The sequence below is a fragment of the Nitrosospira briensis genome (assembly GCF_900115125.1).
In the GTDB taxonomy this organism is placed as follows: Bacteria; Pseudomonadota; Gammaproteobacteria; order Burkholderiales; family Nitrosomonadaceae; genus Nitrosospira; species Nitrosospira briensis_A.
In genome coordinates this window covers 67191-92673 of sequence record NZ_FOVJ01000003.1, presented here as the reverse complement: position 1 = coordinate 92673, position 25483 = coordinate 67191, and the positions used below count along the sequence as shown (strand labels likewise).

Here is a 25483-nt window from a genome sequence, read left to right as displayed (position 1 = left end):
AACAAAGTGCCGATCGGCTCAGGGAAAATCTGGCCTTTCGTTGGAAGCGCTAGCCACGCCTGCGGCAGGTTCCTCCTTTCCAGGCGTAAGATAGGCTGTATACCACCCCATCGCCTGCTTTAGCCCTTCATCAATCCGATGGGTCGGATCGTAACCCAACATTTCGCCAGCTTTGGAAATATCGGCCTGAGAATGCAGCACATCTCCCTTGCGAAAATCGGCATATACGGGTTTATGAGCCCGCAGGGCGGGAAACTTCTCTGACAAAAGCGCGCGCATCATCTCGTAGAGGCGGTTCAAGCTGGTGCGTTCCCCCACCGCCACATTATAAATCTGATTGACTGCCTGGGGCATTTCAGTCAGCGCCGCAAGAAAATTGATCTGAATGACGTTGTCGATAAAACAGAAATCCCGGCTGGTTTCGCCATCTCCGTTGATGTACAACGTTTGATTCCGGATGAGTGCAGCAACCCATTGCGGAATCACTGCCGCATACGCTCCATTCGGGTCCTGCCTGGGGCCAAAGACGTTAAAATAGCGCAGGCCGATGGAGTTCATTCCGTAGCAGCGGGCGAATACATCTGCATAGAGTTCATTGACATACTTGGTAACAGCGTATGGCGAGAGCGGGAGGCCGATGACCGACTCGACCTTGGGCAATGCGGTGTGATCGCCATAAGTGGAGCTGGAAGCCGCGTAAATGAAGCGCTTCACACCGGAATCACGCGAGGCCACCAACATATTCAGGAAACCGGAGATGTTGCTCTCGTTTGTATGGATGGGGTCTTGAATTGAACGCGGCACCGATCCGAGAGCCGCTTCATGCAATACATAATCCACGTCCTTGCACGCATTCCTGCAGGCATCCAGATCGCGGATATCGCCTTCGATAAAAGTAAAATTGAGCCAGGCATTTTCCCCGACCAATTCCCTGACCTGCTCCAGATTGTGGCGGTAGCCGGTCGAAAGGTTATCCAGGCCGGTTACCTTCTGGTTCCGCTTGAGCAGGGCTTCCAGTAAATTAGACCCGATGAAGCCGGCAACACCGGTTACCAGCCAGTGCGACCGGTGATTTTCCAAATGCTGAAGCACCTGTTGATATCTTGTCATTATCAGGCCAGCCTTTTTTCAAAGTCTCCAGACATTGAAGCCCGCCCTACGCAGCGCGAGGGAATCAAATTGCGATTTGACGTCGATAAAGCATCCTTTATCGGTAATTTTGGAGTGAAAATCGGCCAAGGGGGTGTTGATGAATTGCCGATGCGAGACTGCAACAATTAGCGCATCGGCGCGCGGAAGATCATCCCATGATTCGAGTTCCAGACCATATTCGTGGCGAGCTTCTTCAGGGTTCGCCAGCGGGTCATGGACATGGATCTCTATCCCGTAGGATTTGAGCTCGTTGATCAGATCGGCAACCTTGGAGTTTCTCAGATCAGGGCAGTTTTCCTTGAAGGATAAGCCTAAAACGTTCACGCGCGCACCCCGCACGTTGATGTCTGCCTTGATGATATGTTTTATCGTCTGTTCGGCCACGAACTTGGCCATGCTGTCGTTGATTCTACGCCCCGCGAGAATGACCTGGGGTATATAACCGATCATCTCCGCCTTGTGAGTGAGGTAATAGGGATCCACACCGATACAATGCCCCCCGACCAGACCGGGACGAAAGGGCAGAAAATTCCATTTCGTGCCGGCGGCCTGGAGGACCTCCAGCGTGTCAATCCCGAGCTTGTCGAAAATGATTGCCAGTTCATTCATCAAAGCGATGTTCAGGTCACGTTGTGTATTCTCGATTACCTTGGCGGCCTCCGCCACTTTGATGCTTGACGCTCGGTGCACCCCAGCTGAAATTACGCTTTCATAAAGAATGGCTATTTTCTCCAGCGTATCTTCATCGTCTCCCGATACAACTTTAAGGATGCTGGTAAGCGTATGTTGTTTATCGCCAGGGTTGATACGTTCAGGAGAAAAGCCAACGTGAAAATCTTCTTTCCATTTCATACCCGAATACTTCTCCAGAACCGGAACGCACACTTCTTCCGTTGCCCCTGGATAAACCGTAGATTCATAAATAACGATGGCGCCGCGCTTCATGTGTTTTCCGACCGCCTGACTTGCGCCAACAAGCGCGGCAAAATCGGGCTGATGAGCAAGGTCTACCGGTGTCGGAACAGCGATGATAACAAAATCGGCGCGCGCTAGCTCAGCCGCATCAGTGGTAAAAAGAAGATTGCTTGCCGCCTGCAAGTCATCCAGAGAAACTTCGCCGGTAGGATCGATATATCGCTTGTAACTTTCGACCTTGCTGTTGGATACATCATAACCTATGGTTTCCCGTTTTTTTCCAAGTTCAACTGCCAATGGTAATCCTACATACCCTAATCCAACTACAGCTACAACATTCATCAACGATCTCCCCTTCTATTTGTGATTCAGGCCCGAAAACAACTGCTATACGGAAAACAATCCGGTATCATCAGGCCGCAAGCCTTTAAATGAAACTGTACCAAGGTGCAATTTCCATCCGGCTCATGCCAGCATATCATACCGAAGAGCACGGAGCGAAGGAGCGACTCGAACCTGCAGTTTCCGGGATTGGCGCTGGCCTGCCTTGTGTGGCTCGAACTCCAGCATGAAACAATCCATTGTAATATGGCCGCAACTTCGGTTGCTTGAACTGGTTCTGAAAAAACCTTGCGTGGCGATTACGCAAGCTTTATGGGAGAGAAGGGAATTTTATATGCTTAAGTTAAGCGCGGCTGTAACTGAAAATCTCTTGACGTTAATTATCTCCGCAGCACTGATCGGGGGCGTGGCCGGTTGCGCAAAGTCCGAGGACCCACAAACCCTGATTTCGGACGCCAGACGCTACGATGAAAAAGGGGACCACAAGGCAGCCATTATCCAGCTTAAAAACGCTTTGCAAAAAAGTCCCGATGATCCTGAAGCTCGCTATCTCCTGGGCGTTATCTATAACAAGACCGGCGATTCTCGATCGGCCGAGAAAGAGCTTCGAAAGGCCCTGAGCCTCGGAATGAATCCAGCAAAGGTGATGCCTGATTTGGGACAGGCGTTGCTCAGTCTGGGCCAATTGCAACAGGTTCTCGATGAAACAAAGCAACTTTCTGAAGATAAAAATTCAGCCGAGATTTCAACACTGAGGGGGACCGCGTTACTGGGCCTGGGCAAGGTTGAGGACGCCAAAGACCTGTTCAACCACGCACTTGAGGATAAAACGGATTTTTCGGATGCGTTAATCGGTTTGGCTAAATATTCCCTCTTTAAGAGAGACATCGAGGCGTCAATGCAGTATTCGGAGCGGGCTGTAACGCGGAATCCGCAGGACGCCGGGGCCTGGCTTTTCAAAGGGGACCTGCTGCGCGCCCAGGGGGAAAATGGTCCTGCCCTTGCCGCTTATGATCAGGTTATAAAGTTAAAGCCTGACAGTGCCTCTGCCTACATCAATAAAGCCTTCATAGAAATCGACAAGAGAGAATTTGAGGCTGCCAAAGCCAACATCGAAACGGCTCGCAAGTTGTCGCCGGGTAATCTCATGGTCTTCTACAGCCAGGCCTTGCTGGATTTTAATCAGGGGAAACCTGCCGTCGCGCTGGAATCCTTGCAACAGGTATTGCGTTCATACCCCGACCACATGCCGAGCTTGCTACTTGCAGGTGCAGTGCAGATCGCACTCGGATCAGTGCCGCAAGCAGAACAGCACTTGAAGCAATACCTGGAGAAGGACCCGGAAAGCCTCTACGCTCGCAAGCTCCTGGCTTCTGTTCTTTTGAAGAACCGGGAAACCCAGCGTGCCATTTCAATACTGAACCCCGCACTAAAGGTTGAGAAGCAAGATGCGCAGCTATTTGCTCTCGCGGGCGAATCCTATATGCAGGCCAAGGACTTTTCCAAGGCGGCGGAATATTTTGAAAAGGCAAGCAATATCGTCCCCAAAAGCGCGGCATTCCACACTGCCTTAAGCATGAGCAGGATGGGGCTGGGAGACAGTTCCAATGCCGTGGCCGAACTGGAAACGGCAACAAGGCTGGACCCCAAGTCATCTCAGGCAGGCATCCTCCTGATCATGACTCATCTCCGTCTCAAGGAGTTCGACAAAGCCCTTGCAGCAGCAAAAGCGCTCGAGAAGGAACATCCGGATAACGCTCTCATACATAATTTGAAGGGTGGCATTTACCTGAACAAAAAAAATGTTCCTGGTGCGCGGGAGAGTTTTGAAAGAGCGCTTTCGCTGCAACCCTCCTATTACGCCGCCGCGGCAAACCTAGCGCAGCTTGATCTGCGGGAGAAGAAGCCGGAAGCAGCGAAAAGGCGCTTTGAAGCCATCCTTGAAAAAGACAAAAAGAATATCCAAGCCATGGCCGCGCTATCACGTCTTGCCCTCAATCAGGGACAGAAAAAAGAAGCGACAGCCTGGCTGGAACGCGCTACCCAGCAGAATCCTGACGTACTTCAGCCTGCCTTACTTCTGACGGCCCATTATCTACGTACTGGGGAAAAGGAGAAATCTCTTACCCTTGCCCGAAAGCTTCAGGGTGCGAACCCGGATAATCCGGATGTGCTGGATTTAGTTGCGCAGGCACAATATGTAAACAATAATAAATCCGCCGCGCTTGAGAGCTACAATAAACTCGCCGGGATGCGGCCGGATTCCCCTGTTGTTCAATTCCGCATTGCCTCTCTCTACATGGAAGCGCAGGATTTCCCGGCGGCCTCCGACGCGCTGAAAAAAGCACTGGCTATAAAACCGGATTACCTGAACGCGCAATTGGCACAGATCGCGCTTGAATCACGCCAGCAGGATTATGAGAAGGCAATGGCAATAGCGCGACGGATCCAGAAGCAGCATGAAAAGATACCGGCGGGCTACGTCGCCGAGGGAGATCTGTTAATGAAGCAAGGAAATCCTGCGCTCGCCGCCAAGGCTTATGAGCACGCATTTGCCATCGGCAAGACGCCGCCATTATTGGTGAAGTTGCATACGGCGCTCAGCCAGGCAGGAAAAGGCAAAGAAGCGAATCCCCGTTTGCTTCAGTGGCTGAAGGAGCATCCCACCGACGATGCTGTTCGTATGTATCTCGCCCAGGTTTATATCGCTGACCAGCAGGCGAAGCCCGCCATCGAGCAATATCAGGCTATCTTGAAGCAAAATCCGAAACATGTACCGGCCTTGAATAATCTCGCTACAACTTTGCAGCAGGAAAAAGATCCTCAAGCCGTGGAATATGCCGAAAAAGCATATCAGCTAGCGGCCGACAACCCGGCAATATTGGACACGCTGGGATGGATCCTGGTAGAACAAGGCAATACCGCCCGAGGTCTGCCGCTCTTGCAGAAAGCAGTCTCGCTCGCTCCGGGAGCACCAGATCTTCGCTACCATCTGGCGCATGGGTTGGTCAAGACAGGCGAAAAAGCTAAAGCCCGCAAAGAACTGGAGCAGCTCCTTGGTACCGGCAAGAGCTTTCCAAATATCGATGAGGCCAGAACATTGCTGAAGCAGATACAGTAAACCGGATAGTGAATGCAGGAACGGTTGAAGAGACAGTTGGATGATGAAAAAAAAATGCTTTCGACTCTAGGGGACGCGGAACGGATCGGTATTATTTCACATGCATGCAGCAGATTCGGCTTTCTGTCAGTTTAATTCATGCGCCGCTGACATCCTCCGCGGCATGTGCGGCCTGCAGAGGGGATGACAGAGCTCGCTTCAACCGACACCAGCCCGGGGCCCGGCGAGCCGTCCGGTTTTTCCACATGTCATAACAGGGCATTGTTTCATCATGCGTTTTTTTCCCTGCCTACGGCATCTTCAAATGTAGTGTGGGGATCGGACACATCAGCTTGCCGTGTGTTTGAAACAGCTTCACCCCAAATCCGCCGCAGTGCATCCCACATACTGGTCCTGACAGTCTTCAGATAAAGCGTGTTATCGCTCAAACCGTTTACTAAACGACGCTGGGCCTCGCCCAGGTTATGGTAGGGCATGCTCATGAAAAGGTGATGTGTCGCATGATAGCGCAGGCCCACCGGAGCCCATAAGCCAGTAATGAAGAGGTTGCCCGGAACATTGATGGAGTCGAGATATTGCTCTGCAAATTCCATTGGGCGATCGCCGGGGTTACGATAAGCATGTGCGCTAAGCGTACGCAAGGAATTTATAAAAAAGATAAACATGGCTATCACGTACCAGAGAACCAGGAACCGAGGGCTTAAAACATCCCAGGCAATGGCTGCAACCACTCCCGTTATGAAAACAAAAGCGGCGAATTCCTGGATCTTCCAGTGCTTGTCATTACGGATCGCAGTTTCCGCACGTTTATAATTCATGTCGATAGTGAGAGAAGAAGCGCGTTCCCAGACGAGCTTACGCAACGGCGGAATCAGATAAGACAGGGGTGTAAGAAGCAGAAAACGGATTATGAAGAATAGCGGCAAAATAAATGACAGCATTACATAGCCAATCATGACTACAGGCTTCAGGGTTGCGAAGGGGACATACTCGCCATCCTTGTCTGTGCCATAGATGTCCCGCTTGTGGTGGTCGTTGTGCACGCCATCATAGGTGAAGGAAGGGATCAGCAGCGGTATGCCGCAGGCGACATTCCACACCAGGCGGAATAACCGGAATGTGCCCTTTTTCAGATGCGCCAGTTCATGAATGAAAATAGCAGCGCGATAAAAGGCGAGCATGGCGATGATTCCGCCCAGAAGCTGCCAGGGGAGAGACAGCGGCATAGACAGGATCGTAATAAAGGCGCCCCAGCCCAGTGAGATATGGACGAGAAAATCGATCCAGTAGATCCATGGGTTAGGCGTCATAAGATCGCGGACGAGGCGATGCGCCTCCCGCAATGGAAACTCCTGGCCTGTTGTCGCTTCTATCATTTCCGAATACTCACCTTTGCGGTCAACGACGCTCACACCTATCCGTTTTCCTTTCCTCTACGTGACAGACCATCGGATAAGCCGAAGCCTCATTCAAAAACCTCGGCGTCTGCCAGTCTCGCCGCGTTTGTGTCCTTTGTGGAAATGGTGGGTTGAGCACCAGTCCCGATCGGCCATGAAATGCCAATATCACGGTCGTTCCACAACACGCTGCGTTCAAAATCGGGGATATAGTAATCCGTGGTCTTGTATAAAAAATCGGCGCTTTCGCTTAGCACATAAAAACCGTGGGCGAATCCCGGCGGAACCCATAGTTGACGGTAATTATCTTCAGATAGTTCCACCCCGATCCAACGGCCAAAGGTCGGAGACGACTTCCGGATGTCCACGGACACATCGAACACAGCCCCACGCACTACTCGCACCAGCTTGCCCTGAGGCTGCCTGATCTGGTAGTGCAAGCCCCGCAATACGCCTTTGGCGGAGCGGCTATGGTTGTCCTGCACGAACTTCACATCAAGCCCGGTTTCCTGGCTGAAATTCTTCTGGTTGAAACTTTCAAAAAAAAACCCACGGCTGTCGCCAAAAACTTCGGGTTCGATAATCAAGACATCGGGAATGGAAGTGGAGATTACTTTCATGTGACCACCCGCTCGTCCAACAAACGCAATAAGTATCGGCCATAGCCATTTTTGGCCAGGGGTTGCGCCAGTCTCTCAAGCTCTGCCGCGTTGATGAAACCCTGGCGATAGGCAATCTCTTCCGGACAGGCCACTTTAAGACCTTGCCGGTGTTCAATGGTTTCGATGAAATTGCTGGCTTCTATCAGACTTTCGTGCGTACCTGTATCCAGCCACGCATAACCGCGGCCCATGATTTCCACGCTCAGCCCGTTTTGTTCCAGATAGCAGCGGTTGACATCAGTAATTTCCAGTTCCCCGCGCGCAGAAGGTCTGAGCCCTGCCACAATGTCCACCACGTGATTATCGTAGAAATACAAACCGGTAACCGCATAGTTGCTCTTGGGTCGGGCCGGTTTTTCTTCCAGCGAAGAAACCTGGTTATGGGCATCGAAAGTGACGACACCGTAACGTTCCGGGTCTTGTACGTGATAGGCAAATATTGTCGCTCCCTCCTGCTTTTCCATCGCTCGGCGGAGTTGCACATGCAGATCGTGTCCATAGAAAATATTATCGCCCAGCACAAGTGCACTGGGATCGGGTCCGATAAAATTCTTGCCAATGGTGAAGGCATGTGCCAACCCATCCGGCCTCTGCTGCACCGCATATTGCAAGTTCAAGCCCCAATCGCTTCCATCGCCCAGGAGTTGTTCAAAACGCGGGGTATCCTGGGGAGTGGAAATGACAAGGATGTCGTGAATACCTGCCAGCATGAGCGTACTCAGGGGATAGTAGATCATCGGCTTGTCGTAAATGGGCAGCAACTGCTTCGAGACCACCTTTGTTACAGGGTAGAGCCGTGTGCCGGAGCCGCCGGCGAGTATGATGCCTTTGCGTTGGGTCATGGTGCCTTCCCAAGAATTTCGGTAAGCATGCGTGCCACCCCTGTTTGCCATGAGGGCAAAGTCAAATCGAAGGTACTTTGCAATTTTCTGGTATCCAGACGCGAGTTTTTCGGTCGCCGGGCGGGGCAGGAAAATGCGCTGCTGGTTATCGGGAGAATACTCTCCGGCTCGACAGTGAGCCTTACCCCGGCTTGACGAGCGAAATTCAATACAAACTGCGCGTAGCCGTACCAGGAGGTCTCACCCGCGGGGACCAGATGATAAAGGCCGGAAGTGCCTGTCCGTTGCATTGCCGCACGAATAGCATGCGCGGTAACGTCAGCGAGCAGGTCAGCGCCCGTCGGCGCGCCAATCTGGTCATCAATTACGGTGAGGCTATCTCGTTCCTGGCCTAGACGCAACATTGTTTTTGCAAAGTTGCCGCCACGCGCGGCAAAAACCCAGCTGGTGCGAAAGATCAGATGACGGCAGCCCGATCCGATTATCGCTTCCTCGCTCTCCAGCTTGGTTACGCCGTATACATTCAATGGTCCCGCCGAATCCGTTTCCACCCAGGGTGTGCTTCCACTTCCATCAAACACATAATCAGTGGAATAATGGACCAGCCAGGCGCCAAGCTTGCCGGCTTCGTGAGCGAGTACCGCGGGAGTCATGGCGTTAATCACGCGGACACGCTCCGGCTCGCTCTCGGCCTGGTCCACCGCGGTATGCGCTGCAGCGTTCACGATCACGTCGGGAGCGATTATCCTGACGGTTTCAGCAATCCCGTCAGGACGCGTAAAGTCTCCACAAAATTCCCCGCTGTCGAAATCCAGGGCCACCAACTCGCCCAAAGGTGCAAGACTGCGTTGCAGCTCCCAACCGACCTGGCCGTCCTTTCCGAAGAGCAGTATCTTCATCAGGCACGCCTGCTGTAATTCTTCTCAACCCAGGTGCGGTAGGCCCCGGATTGAACATTACCAACCCAGCCTGGGTTATCAAGATACCACTGCACTGTTCTGCGAATACCTGTTTCAAACGTTTCCGCGGGCTTCCAGCCCAATTCCTGCTCGATTTTCCTCGCATCGATTGCATACCGGCGGTCATGGCCAGGACGATCTGTAACGAAATGGATCAGGTCACCGTAGGGTCCTGCGGGTCGCGGCCGCAACGTATCCAGCAGGCCGCAAATGGTATGAACAATATCGAGGTTGGGCTTCTCGTTCCATCCCCCGATATTATAAATTTGCCCCGGCCTGCCGGCTTCCAGGACACGGCGAATGGCGCTGCAATGGTCCTCTACATAAAGCCAGTCGCGGACTTGCTGACCATCACCGTATACTGGTAACAGCTTCTCTGCGAGGGCATTGACGATTATGAGCGGAATGAGCTTTTCCGGGAATTGATACGGACCATAATTATTGGAACAATTGGTTGTAAGCACAGGCAAGCCATAGGTATGGTGATACACGCGCACCAGGTGATCGCTGGACGCCTTACTGGCAGAGTAAGGACTATTGGGCTCGTAGCGATGCGCCTCATCGAAGGGTGGCTCACCCTTGCCCAGGGAACCATAAACCTCGTCAGTGGAAACGTGGAGAAAACGAAAATCCTGCTTTTTGCGTCCGTTCAGGCCGTTCCAGTAGCTGCGGGCGGCTTCCAGGAGGCGGAAGGTACCGACAATATTGGTCTGGATAAAATCTTCCGGACCGTGGATAGAGCGATCCACATGGCTTTCCGCAGCGAAATTGATTATGGCGCGGGGTTGGTAGCGGCCGACCAAGCGAGTCACGAGGGCACTATCGCAGATGTCGCCCTGAACAAAAACGTGCCGCTCATCTTGCATCAGTGTGCCGAGACTCTCCAGGTTTCCCGCATAAGAAAGTATGTCGAGATTGACGATCGCCTCGTCAGACTGCGAAAGCCACTCCAGTACAAAATTTGCGCCAATGAACCCAGCGCCACCGGTTACCAAAATCATTTGCCGTGATCCTGAAATTCGTGAAATTAAACGTCGATACCTATAAAGAAGGCGGCTGTAAAGCTGTCTTAAAACTCTTCCCCATCCCTGAGATAGCGCCACTTTCCTAGCGGCAACTCCCCCAGTTTTACTTTGCCGATGCGGACGCGCTTCAATCCGGTGACCTTTAATCCTGCCAGTTCGCACATTCTACGAATTTGGCGCTTTTTACCTTCGCGCAAGATGAAGCGTATCTGATCCTGATTCTGGCGTGTCACTTCAGCGTGTTTCAGTGCTTCGCCATCCAGGCTGAGGCCATGATTGAGCAGCCTTAATCCCTGCTTCGACAGCGTCCCCTCCACGCGTACCAGATACTCCTTCTCGATCCCCGACTCCGCACCGATCAGCTGTTTGGCGACACGACCGTCCTGTGTGAGCACCAGCAAGCCCCATGAATCAATATCCAGCCTGCCGGCAGGCGCCAGGCCCTTCAGATATGCCGGATTGAACTGTCTTGTTGAGTGATCGCCCTGAAAGCGTGATTCCTGGCTGATCAGGCTTATCGCCGGCTTATATCCCGGTTCTGGTTGACCAGATACGTAGCCGACAGGCTTGTTCAGCAGTATGGTGACCTGGGTCGACTGCTGCGCTTGCGCCATATTATGCAGCTTTATCTTTTGTATCGGTAAAACCTTCGCACCCAATTCACTGACACGCTCTCCATCCACGAACACCCACCCCCGTTCGATATAGCTATCCGCTTCTCTCCGGGGAACAAATCCCTTGCTGGGACATGAGTTTGGATAGCCGGATTTTTTCCATGATGTGATATAGCCAAATAGAAAAAACTGTAGTTGCCAGCAAAACTGCCAATCAGGATGTGGCATCAGCATTATAATTTGAACGCTCGTTCTGTTTCAGATAAAATTCGGTCTTCTCAGGCGCGTAGCTCAGCTGGTTAGAGCACCACCTTGACATGGTGGGGGTCGTTGGTTCGAGTCCAATCGCGCCTACCAGGACATCGGCAGGTACATTTTCCGCTGCTAATCATCGAGGCGGCGTTTCTTATTTTTCTCTTGTTGAAAAATAATTGACCCGTTTAAAACGACTTAGGGCGAAGGACGGCCTGCTGCTGCTATTCAGGACCCTTGATTCTTGCGTAGTCGAACCGTGGAAACATTCCTGAGCGAGTGGTAACCGGGCGGGAAATGTGAAAGCACACAAAGAGAGCAGGGCCGTCCTGAACCAGGTTCAATACCCGGATAAACCAGCCTGGCGGACCAAATAATCTAACCGATTGGAAGGCCGGAATATTAACTGATCACCGGCGCTTTCGGACGGCTATCGGATTCTGAAGAGAAAGTTGCAGCAGTAAGAACGGCCTCCGGAGGAGGCCGTTCTTAACCATCAAATAGAACCTGCATAGAACCTGCCTGACAGAACTCAGGAAGATTTACGCATGCCCCGGCGACGTACAACCGCCCCCATCAACCCAAGGCCAGCCAGAAGCATGGCATAAGTTTCGGGTTCGGGAACGGCTGCAGCGATCGAGCCACTGTATACACCGCCCAGCGAGCCGCTGGTGACCCCAGTAATGTTGAGGTAATGCCCACCGACAAGCGGTTCGTCCCATGCAAGGCTCAAATGATCCTGAGTGTTCCCGGCTGAAGGAAGCACGACCGACTGCAAGACCTGATCATCCGAGGTTCCTTGCGTATTGTCAGCACCATAAGAGACGAGCGACATGGTGGAAAGTACCGTTCCCAGGGTGCCTACCTCTCCGAGATCCACCGGGAAATTAACGACATCATATCCTGAACTCACATTGGGTTGCTCGAGAGTAAAGTTAAATATATCGCTAAAGGTCGTTGCCTCTCCCAACACCGTGCCCGTGAACGTCGTCGGCACACTGGCAGATACTTCACCCAGGTCCGTTGTCGTGGCATGTGCTCCGAAACTGGCACTGGCCAGCATTGCGGCAGCAATACCGACTTTCAAAGATGGCTTAATCATTTTTTACCTCCTTTATATTTTTGAAACAAATGTGCATATACCATTCATACGACTCAAGTTGCCCCCTAACGCGCAACATCCTATGCTGTTAAACAGGCACTCATCAGCCGAGTCAGGAGAACGTCTACAAAACCCGACGTCTGAAAGGTTACACCTCATAGGAGAATGATCAATAGACCGAGTGGACTAGAGGCAGATACTCCAGTCAGCTTTCGTTGCGTCCGTAAACATCATCAAAGCGCACGATATCATCTTCGCCCAAATATGAACCTGATTGGACTTCGATCATTTCGAGGGGTACACAACCAGGATTTTCCAGGCGGTGTCGCGTCCCTAGCGGAATAAAAGTCGACTCATTTTCCGATACGAGATAGCTTGCGTCACCGCGCGTCACTTGAGCCGTGCCGCTTACCACTATCCAGTGCTCCGCGCGATGATGGTGCATTTGCAGCGATAAGGCCGCACCCGGTTTTACTACAATACGCTTTACCTGAAAACGCTTGCCGGAATCGACGCCGTCATACCACCCCCAGGGGCGGAACACCTTCCGATGCAATTCGCTCTCGGGGCGGCCCTCACGCTTGAGGCGATCGACAATTCTTTTTACATGCTGGGTTTTGCTCATATGAGAAACGAGAACGGCATCGGGCGTTTCAACCACCACCATATCCTCAACCCCTATGCACGCGACCAGTCGATGCTCCGCCATCACCAGCATGTTATGGCAATTTTCCAGCAACGCATCGCCTTGCGATACGTTGCCCTGATCATCCTTCGGCAACACCTGCCACAAGGAATCCCACGCCCCTACGTCCGACCAGCCTGCGGATAGCGGAACGAATGCGCCTACTGGCAAGGAGCTTTCGCACCCGGCAATACGCTCCATGACCGCATAGTCGATAGAGTCGCTCGGACATCGCATGAATGCTTCTTTGCCTACACGCAGAAAATCGCCATCGGCCGAACCCTGATCCCAGGCTGCGCGACAAGCCGTTAAAATATCCGGGCGACAGTAGCCGATGGCCGAGAGCCAGACGGAGGCTCGCATCATGAACAGGCCGCTATTCCAAAAGTAAGAACCGGCATCAAGATAAGCTTGTGCCGTCGCGAGATCGGGCTTCTCCACAAAGCGGGCGATGCGACTGGCTCCATCCCTTCCCAGAGTCTCGCCGGCCTGAATATACCCGTAGCCCGTCTCCGGGGAATCGGGCGTGATGCCAAAGGTAACTATCTTGCCTTCAGTGGCAAGCGGCATGGCTAGACGTACGACCCCCTGGAAGCTCGCCACATCCATGATCACGTGATCCGCCGGCATGACCAGCAGAGTCGGATCTTCTCCGTCACGCATCGACGCCAAGGCGGCGAGGGTGAGCGCGGGTGCCGTGTTACGGCCGACGGGTTCAAGCAGAATGGCTCCTTTTGTTCCCATCAGCCTTAACTGCTCCGCGATCACGAAACGGTATTCCTCGTTGCAGACCACCAGCGGCGCCCCAAGCTGGACATCAGTTAGTCCCTCCATGCGCCGAAGGGTCGCCTGCAATAGAGAATCTTCCCCGATAAGAGGCAGAAGCTGCTTTGGATACTTCTCGCGTGAGAGAGGCCAGAGGCGTGTGCCGGAACCACCGGATAGCACAACAGGGATCAATGATTGCATCGAACTTCCAACGAGAATTTTCCCATTCGTTCTAACCGGCCCCACATAAAATTTGCCATCAAATCACGCTCCGGCTACCAGTCAGGACCGGGCCAGGGGCGCGCTTCGCAATACTTTCAGTTGTTATCAGTCAAGTCCTGCCTGCATACCCTTCAGGGTTCGCGCTTTGCCAGCGCCAGGTATCGAGGCACATTTCTTCCAGCCCCCGCTCCGCGCGCCAACCCAGCAGGTCTGAAGCGAGTTTTGGATCGGCATAACAGGAGGCAATGTCACCCGGACGGCGGGGACCGATCTTGTATGGCACCGACCGGCCGCTTGAATGTTCAAAAGCCCGCACCATATCGAGCACGCTGTAGCCTGTTCCAGTCCCTAGGTTTACCGTCAGACATCCACCCTGCTTTCGCAAATCCTCGGTGTTCATGGCCTCCAGGGCTTCCAGCGCCTTAAGATGACCCAATGCCAGATCCACCACATGAATATAGTCCCGTACTCCGGTCCCGTCCGGAGTTGGATAATCGTCGCCCCATACACTGAGAACTTCACGTTTCCCTACCGCCACTTGCGCGACGAAAGGCATCAGATTGTCGGGAACGCCTTGCGGGTCTTCCCCGATCAAACCGCTGGGATGGGCTCCTACCGGGTTAAAGTAACGCAGAATACCGCAACGCCAGGAAGAATCGCTGCGGTACAAGTCACGCAGAATCTCCTCAACCATCAGCTTGCTGCGCCCATAAGGATTCGTGGCGGACAGCGGATGATCTTCAGTTAGCGGGAGTCGCTTTGGATCGCCATAAACCGTGGCGGAAGAACTGAATACGAGGGTTTTCACACCGCATTCGATCATCGCTTCCAGCAGGCGTAGCGTGCCAACTACATTATTGTCGTAGTAGGCCAGCGGGTGTTTAACCGATTCTCCTACCGCCTTGAGCCCGGCGAAGTGTATCACGGCGGTGGCGCCGCTCTCGCGCAGGGCCGTTACCAGCGCGGCACGATCCCGGCTGTCGCCGCACACCAGGCGAATTTTTTTGCCGGTGATGCGTTCCACCCGCGCCAGTGCCTCGGGGTGACTATTGCAAAAATTGTCGAATACCGTAACTTCGAAATCTGCGTTGAGCAGCTCTACGCAGGTGTGCGAGCCGATATAGCCCGCCCCGCCGGTCACAAGGATCATGGTTTTCCTTTGAAAATAATGGCGTCTGGAATCATTTTGTAACATCCTCACCTGTACGCGAAATTATTAGCTCAATTGTTATCTTGACCGGGCACAAATTCTTTCAGGAGTAATCTGAAAAAAATATGACGTCATGAATAGTGACTGAACATGCGGCCAGCCCTCCTGACGATGGTCCATTTGCCAATACCCGCATCGGCTCGTTAAAGCTCCTTCGCCAGAACGTCGACAATGCGCCGGGCTGCCTTGCCGTCCCATAAATACGGACACCGGCCCCGTTTGGCTTCGCCGCGCAGTATCTTCCGTACCTCGGCAACGATCTGTACCGGGTCAGTGCCGACCAGCACATTTGACCCTTCTTCCACCGTTACAGGGCGTTCGGTATTTTCCCGAATCGTGATGCAGGGAACACCCAGGGCTGTGGTTTCCTCCTGAAGTCCACCGCTGTCCGTCATTACTACAACCGCATCCTTCCAAAGATTGAGGAAAGCCATATAAGCCTGCGGTCCCACCACTGTAATGTTTGGCCCCAGATTAATGCCGAATTTCTCAAGATTCCCCCGGGTGCGCGGATGCACAGGAAAAATCAATGGCAGTTCGCTTGATATTTCAACCAGCGCGCTGACGATGCGCTCCATTATCTCCGCGCTATCGACATTACTCGGCCGATGAAGCGTAATCACCCCATACTGAATGCCATTAGCCCTACAGTTCGCCTTAAAGTCACTGGTTTCAAAGTCGGAAGCATCCATCCGAACTAATTTTTCTGCTTGGTACAGTAAATTATCCACCATCACATGCCCGACATAGTGGATGGCAAGATCCGGCTTTCCCTCTCGCTTCAAGTGTTCAATGCCGCTTGGCTCAGTCACGAAAAACCAGTCTGCGATACTATCGGTAACTATGCGGTTAATCTCCTCTGGCATGGACATGTCGCCGCTACGCAAGCCAGCTTCTACGTGGGCTACCGGAATGCTCAGCTTCTTGGCTACAATCGAGCAGGCCAATGTTGAGTTCACATCGCCCACTACCAGCACCGCATCGGGGCGCATGGTTTCGCAGAGTTCCTCGAAAGCCAGCATGATTTTACCCGTCTGTTGTGAGTGACTGCCGCCGCCCGCAGCCATGAAGATATCGGGTTTGGGGATTCCTAATTCTTCGAAGAATACGTCGTTCATGTCCCGGTCGTAATGCTGACCGGTATGGATGATTTTGAACGCCAGGCCACCGTGGGCTTTGAGGGCACGCACGATAGGGGCAATTTTCATGAAATTAGGGCGCGCCCCGGCAACCAGATAAATAGTTTTCATAATTGAGCGTATCTTATTGCGCTACCTGGCCCCTCCTGTTCGAGTGAAGAGAGTATGCCACCAACAGTCAAGTCATTGAACGATTCAAATATGCTTCGATTACCCGTTGGCGCACTATCTTCAATGAAAGAAACAGCCTGAAACCGGTCAGGCTCCCTTTATCCTGTCAATTTCCAAAAAGATAACTTAGGGACGGATGAATTTCATTTCGCGCATTTCGACGTCCGGTTTATTGAAATGAATCAGCCAGAATCACCTCCTCGGCGAGGGCTTCGCTTCAAATGATGGATCCTGCCTTAAAACATCTAATTCATAGTGGCTATTTTTATAACTTTACCTCATAGAAAGAGAATGTAGAAGGATAAAAAAGCGCATGCGATGACAGCTGCCAGTCCAGCACTAGGGGTACAGCATCAAACCGGCACTTCAAACAAAAACTGCTTGACATATTGAAATTGCTGCCGTCGAATCTCGAAAGATTTCAAAATAGGAGAGCTTGTGTTATAGTTATCCCACGATTCGGTCTATGAATCTGAAAAAGGCATACCTCGTGAAAGCGGGGGACGCAAAGTCATCGGTCTACAGGGCATAAGCCCCAGGACGGCAGGACTGCCAGATAACGCCGCTCATCTCACCTGAGCGAGGTGGGGAGGTTTATCAAGCAAAACTAATCGGCGCGCCCGTCTTCGGCGGTTCGTGCCCGAGCGGTGGTGTTTGATCCACCAGGCATATTCACGCAGTTCCTCCTCCCAGCTAGAAAAGGAACTGAACGTGGAAATCAACCCGCAACTTTCCCGCCTCGCCTCCAAGCTTCAATTAAATCTTCCGCGTGATCCAGGGTTAGTGCTTGCGCTATCAAGACAGGCTCTGTCGCTGGATCGCTCAGCCCTGCGCATTTTACTCGACCGGATAGCCAAATCGCTTTTTCACAGAAGTTCGAGTGAGCCGACGCCAAACTCTCAATGCCTGATACCGTGCCATTCGGCAATGATTAACGGACAGCTCCACGACGGCGCCACTAACGCAACATAGTGAAATACGAAATGGAAACAAGCCTTGGCGGTACGTCCACGACTGTAACCGTGAAATTAGCGGATTACCTCAGGCTGTGAAATTACATTTCTTTCATTAAATCCAAGACACAATCCAATGATAAACCTTAAAAAGATTTTCATTATCGTCGCGCTCTTTACCATCCAGCAATCTGCCCACTCGGCAACTTACTATATTGATGCCAACCTCGGCAACGATTCCTGGTCCGGCAATTTCCCGTCTCCATCCAGCGCTCCTGCCGCTGATGGCCCCTGGTTGACGCTCGCCAAAGTAGCGACGGCAAAACTTCTCCCCGGCGACACCGTCCTCTTGCGTTGTGGCCAGACCTGGTACGAGACGCTACGGCTTTCAGCGTCCGGGAGCGTCTCGCAACCGATTCGCATTGGCTCTTATCCTGCGCCTTGCAATAACAGGCCTTTGATTGATGGTTCGGCTACAGTACCGAAAAGTGCCTGGAGCCTGGACACCGATGGCTCTTACCGCAGCAAGTTTCCGGCTAACCTGGTTACAAATGGCGAATTCGATAAAGGCACCACCGGCTGGTATCGGTGGTCATCGGACGATTCCATTAGTCTCGGCACTGATAACACGAATTGTATTTCCGGCGCCGCGCCGTGCATTTCGGTCCTTGGCGGCGCCAGTTCCACACGGAACTGGATAGCCAGCACCCATCACATCGCAGTTGAGGCTGGAAAAACGTATCAGCTTACCTTGGGCATACGCGTCCCCCTGGGAAAAACGATCCTGGTCAAGATGCGGCGCGGGTCTCCACCCTGGGATACGGTCGATAATGCGGTTGCTCCCATCACCGGAAATAATGCCTGGCAGACCGTCAACCTTTCCTTCCGCCCTCGACAATCGCTTCAGGATCTGCGCGTCGATATCGAAGGAACTGGAAGCGCCAATTTCTACGTGGATAATGTGAGCGTCGTCCCGGCCGTAGGAACACCTCTCGGGCTTTACATCGGCAATACAGCCCACGTTACCGCCCACCATCCGAACCGGGGACACGACTCCAATGAGCCAGAGTCGCCTTACATCGTCATGGCCTCGGATTCCAACTCCGTAAGCAACACAACGGCCGGCAGCAGCTATATTCCGCTTCATCCCGATCCAGCCGTGCCCAGCGCTACCCGCCTGATGGCTCCCGGCGTTTCAGTTTTTGTCCGTTCAGCTCCCTGGATGCTTGAGCGGAAGACCATCACTTCCGTTCAGCAGGATAAAATACTGCTCGATTCGCCTACGAAATACCGGCTACGGGCGGGGTACGGATATTTTCTCACTGGCGCTCGATGGATGCTCGACGACCCGGGCGAATGGCTCTATGACACAGGCAGTCGAGCGATTCACTTGCGAACCTCTGATATGGCCGCGCCGGGTTCCCGGGTTTCCGTTATCCACCTCCAGAAAGGCGTGGATCTCTCGGGACGCGCAGACATTGAATTACGCGGCGTGGCGATCAGGCGCACGGGAATAGGGGTCGATCTGTCCCGTAGCACCGGTGTCGCCGTCGTCGATTGTAAAATCACGGATACTGCCAACGAAGGGCTCCTTCCGGCAGCAACAACAAATGCCCTGATCGAAAAAAATCATATTGCCAACACAGGGCTGGATGCCGTAAGAGGACTGAAGGATGGATTCGCCGTAGCTTCGGGCCTGAGGGTCTTCAACAACCGGATAGAGAACAGCGCTGTGCTGATTCAGAATGGCCGCATTCTCTCTCTTCCGGTATCTGCAGTCGCCGCCATCAGCTCAGGCCAGGGCGCTTCCATTGAGGGCAACCACGTCCGTAATGCGGCTTATCACGGCATCACTTCATGGCATGCTGCTCCTAGCGGCAACAGTACAATTCGACGCAACCACATAGAGAATGCGTGCTCTATACTCGATGATTGCGGAGGAATCTATGTCTCTCGGCAGGATAACAATAACCGGATTGAAGATAACATCATCCGCAACATGAGAGGTAATTCCCATGGCCGGCCCGGCGGACGAACCCATGTGGTCGGAATTTACCTGGATGAGCGCAGCTCTGGTGCTACCGTATCAGGAAATACCGTCGAGAATGTCGATTACGGTATCCAGCTCCACAATGCGGAGAAAAACTACATCGACGCGAATACGCTCTTTGGCAATCGCAGCTATCAGCTCTGGCTGCATGAAGATAGCGCGGCCGGGGACATCTCGGGCAATAGCATTACCAATAATCTCATATTTCCAACCGGCAGCGCGCTCGGCATAGTACAGGATACGTCTTTTGCAAGCACTAGCCTGTTCGCGAGTTACGATTTTAATCGGCATTCGGCGCTCATCTCCAGGCATATCGCCCGAGAACGGTCACGTAGCGGTGAAAGCAGGTACGACTTCATGGAATGGCAAAGAGCGAAGGATAACGGAATATCGCGCAATCTCGACCCGAACGGCAGGCATATTGTTCATGCAGGCTATAGCGCTTTCCAGGTTCAGGGAACGAGTCTCATTGCCCCAATCAATATCGCAGACGACATGTCAGGTTGGCGAGCATGGAACAATGCAAGCCCGCGCGCAGTCATCTCCGTCGATGAATGCGGGGCTTTGCCCTGCGTGAAACTGATTGCCGGCGCGAGTCGGAGCGTGCTATCCACTCCTAATTTTTCCGTTGAGGCAAACAGATGGTATCGCCTCACATTTGACATGAAGACAAAATTCGATGGCCAGAAGGTTACCGTTTCGCCGCGCAGGGGCGGCGGAGGCGCCAACGGCTTTGAACTTTTCACGAAAGCAATTACTACGGTTCATGGAACCCTTGGCTGGAAGCGCCGCACAATTCTCATCGAGGCCACGCTTACCATTCAAAAAAATGATCCCGTGACCGGAGACGCTGGTGCTCGCATCGACTTCGAGAATATCATGCCCGATGAGGAAATTGCCGTCGCCAATGTAGAGATGGTCCCGCTACGGCAGGTTGCGACTTTGCGCGCCGCGCTCTTGAGTAACGCCACAACAGAGGAAGCGGAGGTTCCATGCCCTGACGAGGACGCTGCGCCAGCAGCTTGCAACCATTACGTTTCGTTCACCCGGGACGCAACCATATCCTGGCCGCATCGGCTCGCGCCCCACTCCTCGGAGATAGTATATGCCCTGGCCGGCGCCCTGGTTGATTCGGACGGAGATGACATCGCCGATACCCAGGATCAATGCCCGGAGACGCCGCAGGCTTTGATTGCCAACAGCCTCGGCTGCCCTTTCCCGCTCGGTTTCTGATTGATGCCAGCCGCGGCACACGGACTCTGGATTCCGATATCCGAATTCGGAAAGGTAGAATAGAACTGCCGAAGTCGAGATTGGGATAAGACTTGTATCCGTCCCACTATCTGATCTCGACAGAATGGAACTGAAGCTAAGCTGTCCGGCTCAGTGTTCGCCGGCCGATGTTACTCCAGTAAAATGCTCATTGGGGAATTGTCGCGCAAGCTACAATTCCCCTTTGGCCCATTCGCGCGCAGTCTTGACGATAAACAGGAAATTGGTAACAAAATAGCGCCGCCATAGGCGGCGGGGCTCCGAGTACAGACGATACAGCCATTCGAGGCCCCTCGCTTGCATCCAGACTGGGGCGCGTGGAATGATTCCGGCATGATAACTGAATGCGAACCCCACGCCGATCATCACGGCCCGTACCCGGCCGCGATGTAGCGACATCCATATTTCCTGCTTGGGACATCCCAGACCGACGAACAGGAGTCCGATGCCACTGGAGTTGATTCTGTCGCAAAGCTGGTGATCCTCATAATCAAACTGCCCAAATGGTGGCGAGACACAAAAGGGAATATCGAGTCCTGGAAAAGTCTCTGCTAATGCTCCACGTAAATTTTTCAACGTGTCGGGCGTAGAACCGAAGAGCCCGACCTTGACGTTTCGTCGCGACGCGTCCTCGCATAATTGCCACATCAGGTCGGGACCAGTGATCCGGGCTTGTCCGATAAAGCCCTTTCGCCTCAAAGTCCAGGCTACGGGCGCTCCATCCGGAGTCGCCATATCCGCTTCGGCGATGACCCGGTGGTAACTGCCATCCCGGCTGGCTGTGATTACGGAATGAACATTACAAATGCAGACGTAACGGGATTCCTGTGCCTCGGCCCAATTGCCGAGCGTCTGCCGCGCCGTCTGCCAGTCCACTGCGTCGATTGGTATGCCAACAACGAGGCCACGATGACGCTCGGGATAGCTCGGCTTTGCTTCATCCATGCGTTTCTCTCAGTTTCCTGGCGCTCCGGCGAACGGCGAGTTCCCGATAGTTGTCATACACCGGCTTCAGTATTTCAGCCGGGTGGAAAGCCCGAACCGACCGTACGGCGGGCTCACCACGATAGTTACCCCTATGATCGAGCACATCTTCAAGACAAGCGGCGAACCCTTCAACGCTGTGATCTTCTGCAAGTGCGCCGTTCACCCCCGGAAATACAGTTTTACGCACTTCCCCAACGTCAGTGGCGGCCACGGGGAGGCCGCACCCAAGTGCTTCCAGAATTGCCATCGACATGCCCTCGTATGCCGACGCCAGCGCGAAGACGTCTGAGGCCGCGAGAATAGCGGCGATTTCATCCTGCCGGCGAAGCCCCAGAAAGCTTACTCGTGCCGACATACCCTCAAGCGTGACACGGCTTTCCAGTTCGGCGCGTAAAACGCCGTCCCCGATCAAAAGGAGCGCAACGGACCGACCTGCAGTTACCAGCCGGGCGAAGGCTGCGAGCAGGAGTGCCGGATTTTTCTGCATATCTAGCCTGCCAACCGAGACAATCCACGACATGGCCGGATCGATATTGAATTTCGCGGCAAATTTTTTTCGCTGCCCCGCGCGCGCCTCCGCATCGAGAGGGAAAAATACATCAGTATCCACCCAGGTGGGGATAAACCTGATCGTTTCGGCTTGTGATGGGTAACGAGCTTGCAGGGCGGAGACACCGTCTTCTCGCACACACCAGGCCGATGCGAGCCCCGCCATGATTCTATGCTCGATAGCCTCATAAGCTGCCGGCAGGTACTTCCACAGAATGTCAGCCTCTTTCGTTCGGATCACCGTCGTGTTCTGATGAAAAAAAGCGTTCTTTGGCCGCGGGTCAGCGCGGAATAACACGCCCGGTTCAACGCGATGAAACTCGAAAATGTCGAATTCGCGCCCAAGGTTCCTATATGCCAGCGCGGTGGCAAGCGTATAGCGAAGCGAGAGCGGTATGCGAGGGTGATTGCCGGAAGCGACCACCTGGACAACCGGAAAAAAATCAAACTCACGCCTACCCACCCTGCAGCGGGTCCAGCGGGCAACAGGACGCAAAACCGGGTCGGTGGTTATACCGATCAGGCTGAATTCGATATCGTCAGGCGACCACTTGATAATGCCCCGAATAAAAGTGTCGATACCACCGGGCACAACACCGGCCGGATCCGCAGGATAAAAGGTACGAACCCGTATAGTACTCATGAGTACGTTTTTCTGCGGTTCATTGATCTGTATTGATATCTCAGTCTCGCAATCCTGGTAAACAGGATAGAAGTCTATTTTTTTATCGGATTCAAGCGCTGGCGGGAGCCATTGATCGTGCCTGAGTTCGCTTCAGGCCTTTGAACTTCGTGCTTCAGAAGTTCGAAAGCCATTTATCCCTTTATCTTGCAGCCGAGGCGCATCATTTGGTAGCAATCTCGAAAAAAACCGCGGGGCCTTCGGGCATCCTGGCAGTATCCAGCTGCAATTCGACCGCATCTCCCACGCGGGTAAGAGGGATCGGCTCACGTCTCACACCACTCAGGCTGAGCGGCCAGGCCTTCAATTCGGCACCGTGTTCCGTAGCAACTTTTATAACGGCGGAGATCGTTTGCAATTGCGGTGGAAATTTACCGATGGCTTTGAGCGTTGTACGTTCCGCATCTGCAAATGTCATGCCGGTGTTGATGGCATCCGTCAAGGCCCAGAGCAGCATGCGTCGGCTTTGGGTAATGGGTTTGCCGTCCAGCGACGACACCGCAAATAGTACCGGCACACTTGCGGAGCGTATGCTCAAGGCACCGGCAGAAGCATTACCGCCATTGAACACCAGTGCAACTGTACGGTCGGTGTTTACCTTGATCAAGCCCGCCCCCGAGTCGATCAGGAACTGCCCCGTGTCGGACTGAAAACGTCGGTTCCCGGGCTGGGAGAGATTACCAGAGTCTATGATTCCCCTGTCGCGCAACGCCGCTACGCTATCAGAGCGCAAATCCCGTCCGGCGGCCGGGCCCTTCTCCGTTTTCACGCTCCACCACGGTTGCGATCCTGTAAGGTTGACCCACAACTCACCAGACTTGGGGGCCTGTGGAATCGGGCGGAAGTCCAGCCCTAGGGGAGAGATGAAGGCGAGCTTGGAAAGTTCTTCCGGCATATATTCCCAGCCGGCGCTTCTGGCATGGACTTTGTCGGCATCCCAGTGTACGCGGATGTGATTGGGTGAAGCAGCCACGTCGCCACGGAGGAATAATACGGCGGCGAGTCGCTCACCGGCACGAGCTATTGGATCAGCGCCAATGTTGTAGGGGTAGATGGCCTGACGCCGGGTATAAGGCGAAGAACCATAATCAACTTGAATCGGGATTTCACCGTACTGGCAAATCGCATCAAAACCCTGGTGCGCAGCAAAGGCGGGAACCAGCGCGGCAGACTCATGGCGAAAACGGTTCCAGAATATCTGGCCATATTCGGAAACCGTAAATGGTTTGCCCCATTGCCGCGTGCTGCTAAGTCCGCGCACAAATTTTGCACTGTTGCTGTGTACGCTGGTTTGAGGAATACGGGAACCCGGGTCGGCCATCTTGGTGGGATAGGCGTGGTAGGCATGCATATCGACCCAGTCAAGCGCTTGACGAGAGATGTCCGGACCCATCTCAGGCCAGTTGTCGTAGGCAGTGGTCAACCCCTTGAACCCTAGCTTCCGTACGTGTTCGTTCATCTTTGTGTAAGCGCTGCGCTCCAATTCCGATACAAAGCGGGCAAAGTCCGCGTCGCGCGGCGATTTGCCGCGTATGGTTTTGGGCATGCGCACTGAAGCCGCAAGAGATTCTCCCTTCTCCAGCGTCCTGCCCCACGCCTTTTGCAAGGCTGCATCCGTACCATACCTTGTCTTCAACCACGACTGGAACAGTGGGGCTAACACATTGGGGTAAACTCCTCCGTCAAGGGTGGCCATAAAGCCGACGGAGCCCTCGTTGACCAAAATAATCCCCAGCATTGCAGGGTCTTGCAGCGGCACACTCCCGGTATACGGATTCTTTGCACCCCACACGCGTTCAACTAGCGTCGCCCAATGCCGGAAGCCTTTTTCACTTGTAAGCACATCCAGCTTTGCACGGTGTTTTTTCACCCAGCGGTGAGGCTGCACGTTTCCCCAGGCACCGTTATCGGAGGCCAGGCCGTCGACGATCCAATAGATGCCTGCGGCCTTGAGTTGCGCAAGCAGATAATGCAATCGGTCGAACTGCTCCGGATCGAAATCGAAATCCTTCATCCGGTCGTGCATCAGATAAGCGTCTACGAAATGCAGACGCACGAGGTTGTAGCCACTGCGCTTGAGCTGCTGAACTAGACGCTCCGTTCCTGCCTTGTCGGGCACTCCTCCATTATTCGATTTGGTGAAGACCATGGATGCAATCAGAAATCGCTGCGGCGTCGCGCGATGTTCGAAGCCGAGATGCCCCTCTGGTAATGCAATGGCCCAGCCATTCTTTCCGGCCGGACCAGGTTCCACGAGAGCAGAGAAATCAAGTGCGCTTCCAGCGTCTACAGAAAGGTCATGATCGGCAACCTGGCGCCAACCGTCTTTAGCTAGCACCGCGTTTGCCATAATCAGCGGAAATATAACAAACGGCACAACCATGAAACCACGAAGTAATTGGAACACTGCGT

16 protein-coding genes, 1 tRNA gene, 1 pseudogene and 1 riboswitch are annotated in these 25483 nt (G+C 53.5%); of the genes and pseudogenes, 3 read left to right on the top strand and 15 right to left on the bottom strand.

Annotation, left to right across the window (positions count from 1 at the left end; translation table 11 throughout):
• Nucleotides 1–18 precede the first annotated feature (18 nt).
• Together BMZ14_RS08500 and BMZ14_RS08495 are read right to left on the bottom strand one after the other, a co-directional pair.
• Nucleotides 19–1110, bottom strand: coding sequence for an SDR family oxidoreductase (locus BMZ14_RS08500; protein ID WP_074796730.1), 1092 nt, complete (start codon nt 1108–1110; stop codon nt 19–21).
• An 18-nt stretch (nt 1111–1128) separates the two neighbouring features.
• Complete coding sequence (locus BMZ14_RS08495) at nt 1129–2409, bottom strand: nucleotide sugar dehydrogenase (RefSeq protein WP_074796728.1); 1281 nt, start codon at nt 2407–2409, stop codon at nt 1129–1131.
• A gap of 370 nt (nt 2410–2779) precedes the next feature.
• Between BMZ14_RS08495 and prsT the strand changes: the two genes are divergently transcribed.
• Entirely contained in the window at nt 2780–5530 is a 2751-nt protein-coding gene (prsT, locus tag BMZ14_RS08490) for an XrtA/PEP-CTERM system TPR-repeat protein PrsT (protein ID WP_256208499.1), read from the top strand.
• A gap of 269 nt (nt 5531–5799) precedes the next feature.
• Here the strand turns inward: prsT and BMZ14_RS08485 are convergent, their stop codons facing one another.
• From BMZ14_RS08485 to BMZ14_RS08460, 6 genes and pseudogenes are all read right to left on the bottom strand, one after another.
• Nucleotides 5800–6942, bottom strand: a complete 1143-nt coding sequence (locus BMZ14_RS08485; RefSeq protein WP_371265682.1) for a fatty acid desaturase family protein — start codon at nt 6940–6942, stop codon at nt 5800–5802.
• Nucleotides 6943–6995: 53 nt separating this feature from the next.
• On the bottom strand, nt 6996–7547 hold the full coding sequence (gene rfbC, locus BMZ14_RS08480) for a dTDP-4-dehydrorhamnose 3,5-epimerase (RefSeq protein ID WP_074796726.1): 552 nt from the start codon (nt 7545–7547) through the stop codon (nt 6996–6998).
• Nucleotides 7544–8431, bottom strand: a complete 888-nt coding sequence (gene rfbA / locus BMZ14_RS08475) for a glucose-1-phosphate thymidylyltransferase RfbA (RefSeq protein WP_074796724.1) — start codon at nt 8429–8431, stop codon at nt 7544–7546. The genes rfbC and rfbA overlap by 4 nt, the downstream gene beginning before the upstream one ends.
• On the bottom strand, nt 8428–9330 hold the full coding sequence (rfbD, locus tag BMZ14_RS08470; protein ID WP_074796722.1) for a dTDP-4-dehydrorhamnose reductase: 903 nt from the start codon (nt 9328–9330) through the stop codon (nt 8428–8430). Before rfbD ends, rfbA begins: the two co-directional genes overlap by 4 nt.
• Nucleotides 9330–10391 carry a dTDP-glucose 4,6-dehydratase gene (gene rfbB / locus BMZ14_RS08465; RefSeq protein ID WP_074796720.1) on the bottom strand — a complete coding sequence of 354 codons (1062 nt, stop codon included), beginning with the start codon at nt 10389–10391 and terminating at the stop codon, nt 9330–9332. Before rfbB ends, rfbD begins: the two co-directional genes overlap by 1 nt.
• A 68-nt stretch (nt 10392–10459) precedes the next feature.
• Nucleotides 10460–11192, bottom strand: a pseudogene (locus BMZ14_RS08460) (pseudouridine synthase).
• 117 nt (nt 11193–11309) lie between these two features.
• Between BMZ14_RS08460 and BMZ14_RS08455 the strand changes: the two are divergent.
• Nucleotides 11310–11386, top strand: a tRNA-Val gene (locus BMZ14_RS08455).
• Between the two features lie 427 nt (nt 11387–11813).
• On the opposite strand, the gene BMZ14_RS15115 is transcribed toward BMZ14_RS08455, so the two are convergent.
• From BMZ14_RS15115 to wecB, 4 genes are all read right to left on the bottom strand, one after another.
• Nucleotides 11814–12383 (bottom strand): FxDxF family PEP-CTERM protein, encoded by a 570-nt coding sequence (locus BMZ14_RS15115; protein WP_177186947.1) that lies wholly within the window; start codon nt 12381–12383, stop codon nt 11814–11816.
• 205 nt (nt 12384–12588) lie between these two features.
• Nucleotides 12589–14037: a mannose-1-phosphate guanylyltransferase/mannose-6-phosphate isomerase gene (locus tag BMZ14_RS08445; RefSeq protein ID WP_074796718.1), complete on the bottom strand. Its 1449-nt coding sequence runs from the start codon at nt 14035–14037 to the stop codon at nt 12589–12591.
• Nucleotides 14038–14167: 130 nt separating this feature from the next.
• Nucleotides 14168–15208, bottom strand: coding sequence for a UDP-glucose 4-epimerase GalE (gene galE / locus BMZ14_RS08440; protein ID WP_074796716.1), 1041 nt, complete (start codon nt 15206–15208; stop codon nt 14168–14170).
• Between the two features lie 203 nt (nt 15209–15411).
• On the bottom strand, nt 15412–16518 hold the full coding sequence (gene wecB, locus BMZ14_RS08435; protein WP_074796714.1) for a non-hydrolyzing UDP-N-acetylglucosamine 2-epimerase: 1107 nt from the start codon (nt 16516–16518) through the stop codon (nt 15412–15414).
• Nucleotides 16519–17048: 530 nt separating this feature from the next.
• Nucleotides 17049–17135: riboswitch (cyclic di-GMP riboswitch) on the top strand.
• 532 nt (nt 17136–17667) lie between these two features.
• On the opposite strand from wecB, the gene BMZ14_RS08430 reads away from it, so the two are divergent.
• On the top strand, nt 17668–20814 hold the full coding sequence (locus BMZ14_RS08430; RefSeq protein WP_074796712.1) for a right-handed parallel beta-helix repeat-containing protein: 3147 nt from the start codon (nt 17668–17670) through the stop codon (nt 20812–20814).
• Between the two features lie 210 nt (nt 20815–21024).
• Here BMZ14_RS08430 and BMZ14_RS08425 read toward each other — a convergent pair whose 3' ends face one another.
• The 3 genes from BMZ14_RS08425 to BMZ14_RS08415 all read right to left on the bottom strand — a co-directional run bounded on the left by BMZ14_RS08425 (nt 21025) and on the right by BMZ14_RS08415 (nt 25478).
• Nucleotides 21025–21798, bottom strand: coding sequence for a WecB/TagA/CpsF family glycosyltransferase (locus tag BMZ14_RS08425; RefSeq protein WP_074796710.1), 774 nt, complete (start codon nt 21796–21798; stop codon nt 21025–21027).
• Nucleotides 21791–23032: a glycosyltransferase family 4 protein gene (locus tag BMZ14_RS08420; RefSeq protein ID WP_074796708.1), complete on the bottom strand. Its 1242-nt coding sequence runs from the start codon at nt 23030–23032 to the stop codon at nt 21791–21793. The genes BMZ14_RS08425 and BMZ14_RS08420 overlap by 8 nt, the downstream gene beginning before the upstream one ends.
• 202 nt (nt 23033–23234) lie before the next feature.
• A complete protein-coding gene (locus tag BMZ14_RS08415; RefSeq protein WP_143071931.1) occupies nt 23235–25478 on the bottom strand; it encodes a beta-galactosidase in 2244 nt (747 codons plus the stop codon).
• Nucleotides 25479–25483 lie beyond the last annotated feature (5 nt).

Excerpts from the sequence above, each read along its gene's own strand:
- rfbD (WP_074796722.1), bottom strand. The coding sequence starts at position 9,330 with ATGAAGATACTGCTCTTCGGAAAGGACGGCCAGGTCGGTTGGGAGCTG.
- BMZ14_RS08430 (WP_074796712.1), top strand. The coding sequence starts at position 17,668 with ATGATAAACCTTAAAAAGATTTTCATTATCGTCGCGCTCTTTACCATC.
- wecB (WP_074796714.1), bottom strand. The coding sequence starts at position 16,518 with ATGAAAACTATTTATCTGGTTGCCGGGGCGCGCCCTAATTTCATGAAA.
- BMZ14_RS08420 (WP_074796708.1), bottom strand. The coding sequence starts at position 23,032 with ATGAGTACTATACGGGTTCGTACCTTTTATCCTGCGGATCCGGCCGGT.
- BMZ14_RS08500 (WP_074796730.1), bottom strand. The coding sequence starts at position 1,110 with ATGACAAGATATCAACAGGTGCTTCAGCATTTGGAAAATCACCGGTCG.
- rfbB (WP_074796720.1), bottom strand. The coding sequence starts at position 10,391 with ATGATTTTGGTAACCGGTGGCGCTGGGTTCATTGGCGCAAATTTTGTA.
- BMZ14_RS08445 (WP_074796718.1), bottom strand. The coding sequence starts at position 14,037 with ATGCAATCATTGATCCCTGTTGTGCTATCCGGTGGTTCCGGCACACGC.
- rfbC (WP_074796726.1), bottom strand. The coding sequence starts at position 7,547 with ATGAAAGTAATCTCCACTTCCATTCCCGATGTCTTGATTATCGAACCC.
- rfbA (WP_074796724.1), bottom strand. The coding sequence starts at position 8,431 with ATGACCCAACGCAAAGGCATCATACTCGCCGGCGGCTCCGGCACACGG.
- BMZ14_RS15115 (WP_177186947.1), bottom strand. The coding sequence starts at position 12,383 with ATGATTAAGCCATCTTTGAAAGTCGGTATTGCTGCCGCAATGCTGGCC.
- BMZ14_RS08425 (WP_074796710.1), bottom strand. The coding sequence starts at position 21,798 with ATGGATGAAGCAAAGCCGAGCTATCCCGAGCGTCATCGTGGCCTCGTT.
- galE (WP_074796716.1), bottom strand. The coding sequence starts at position 15,208 with ATGATCCTTGTGACCGGCGGGGCGGGCTATATCGGCTCGCACACCTGC.
- BMZ14_RS08495 (WP_074796728.1), bottom strand. The coding sequence starts at position 2,409 with ATGAATGTTGTAGCTGTAGTTGGATTAGGGTATGTAGGATTACCATTG.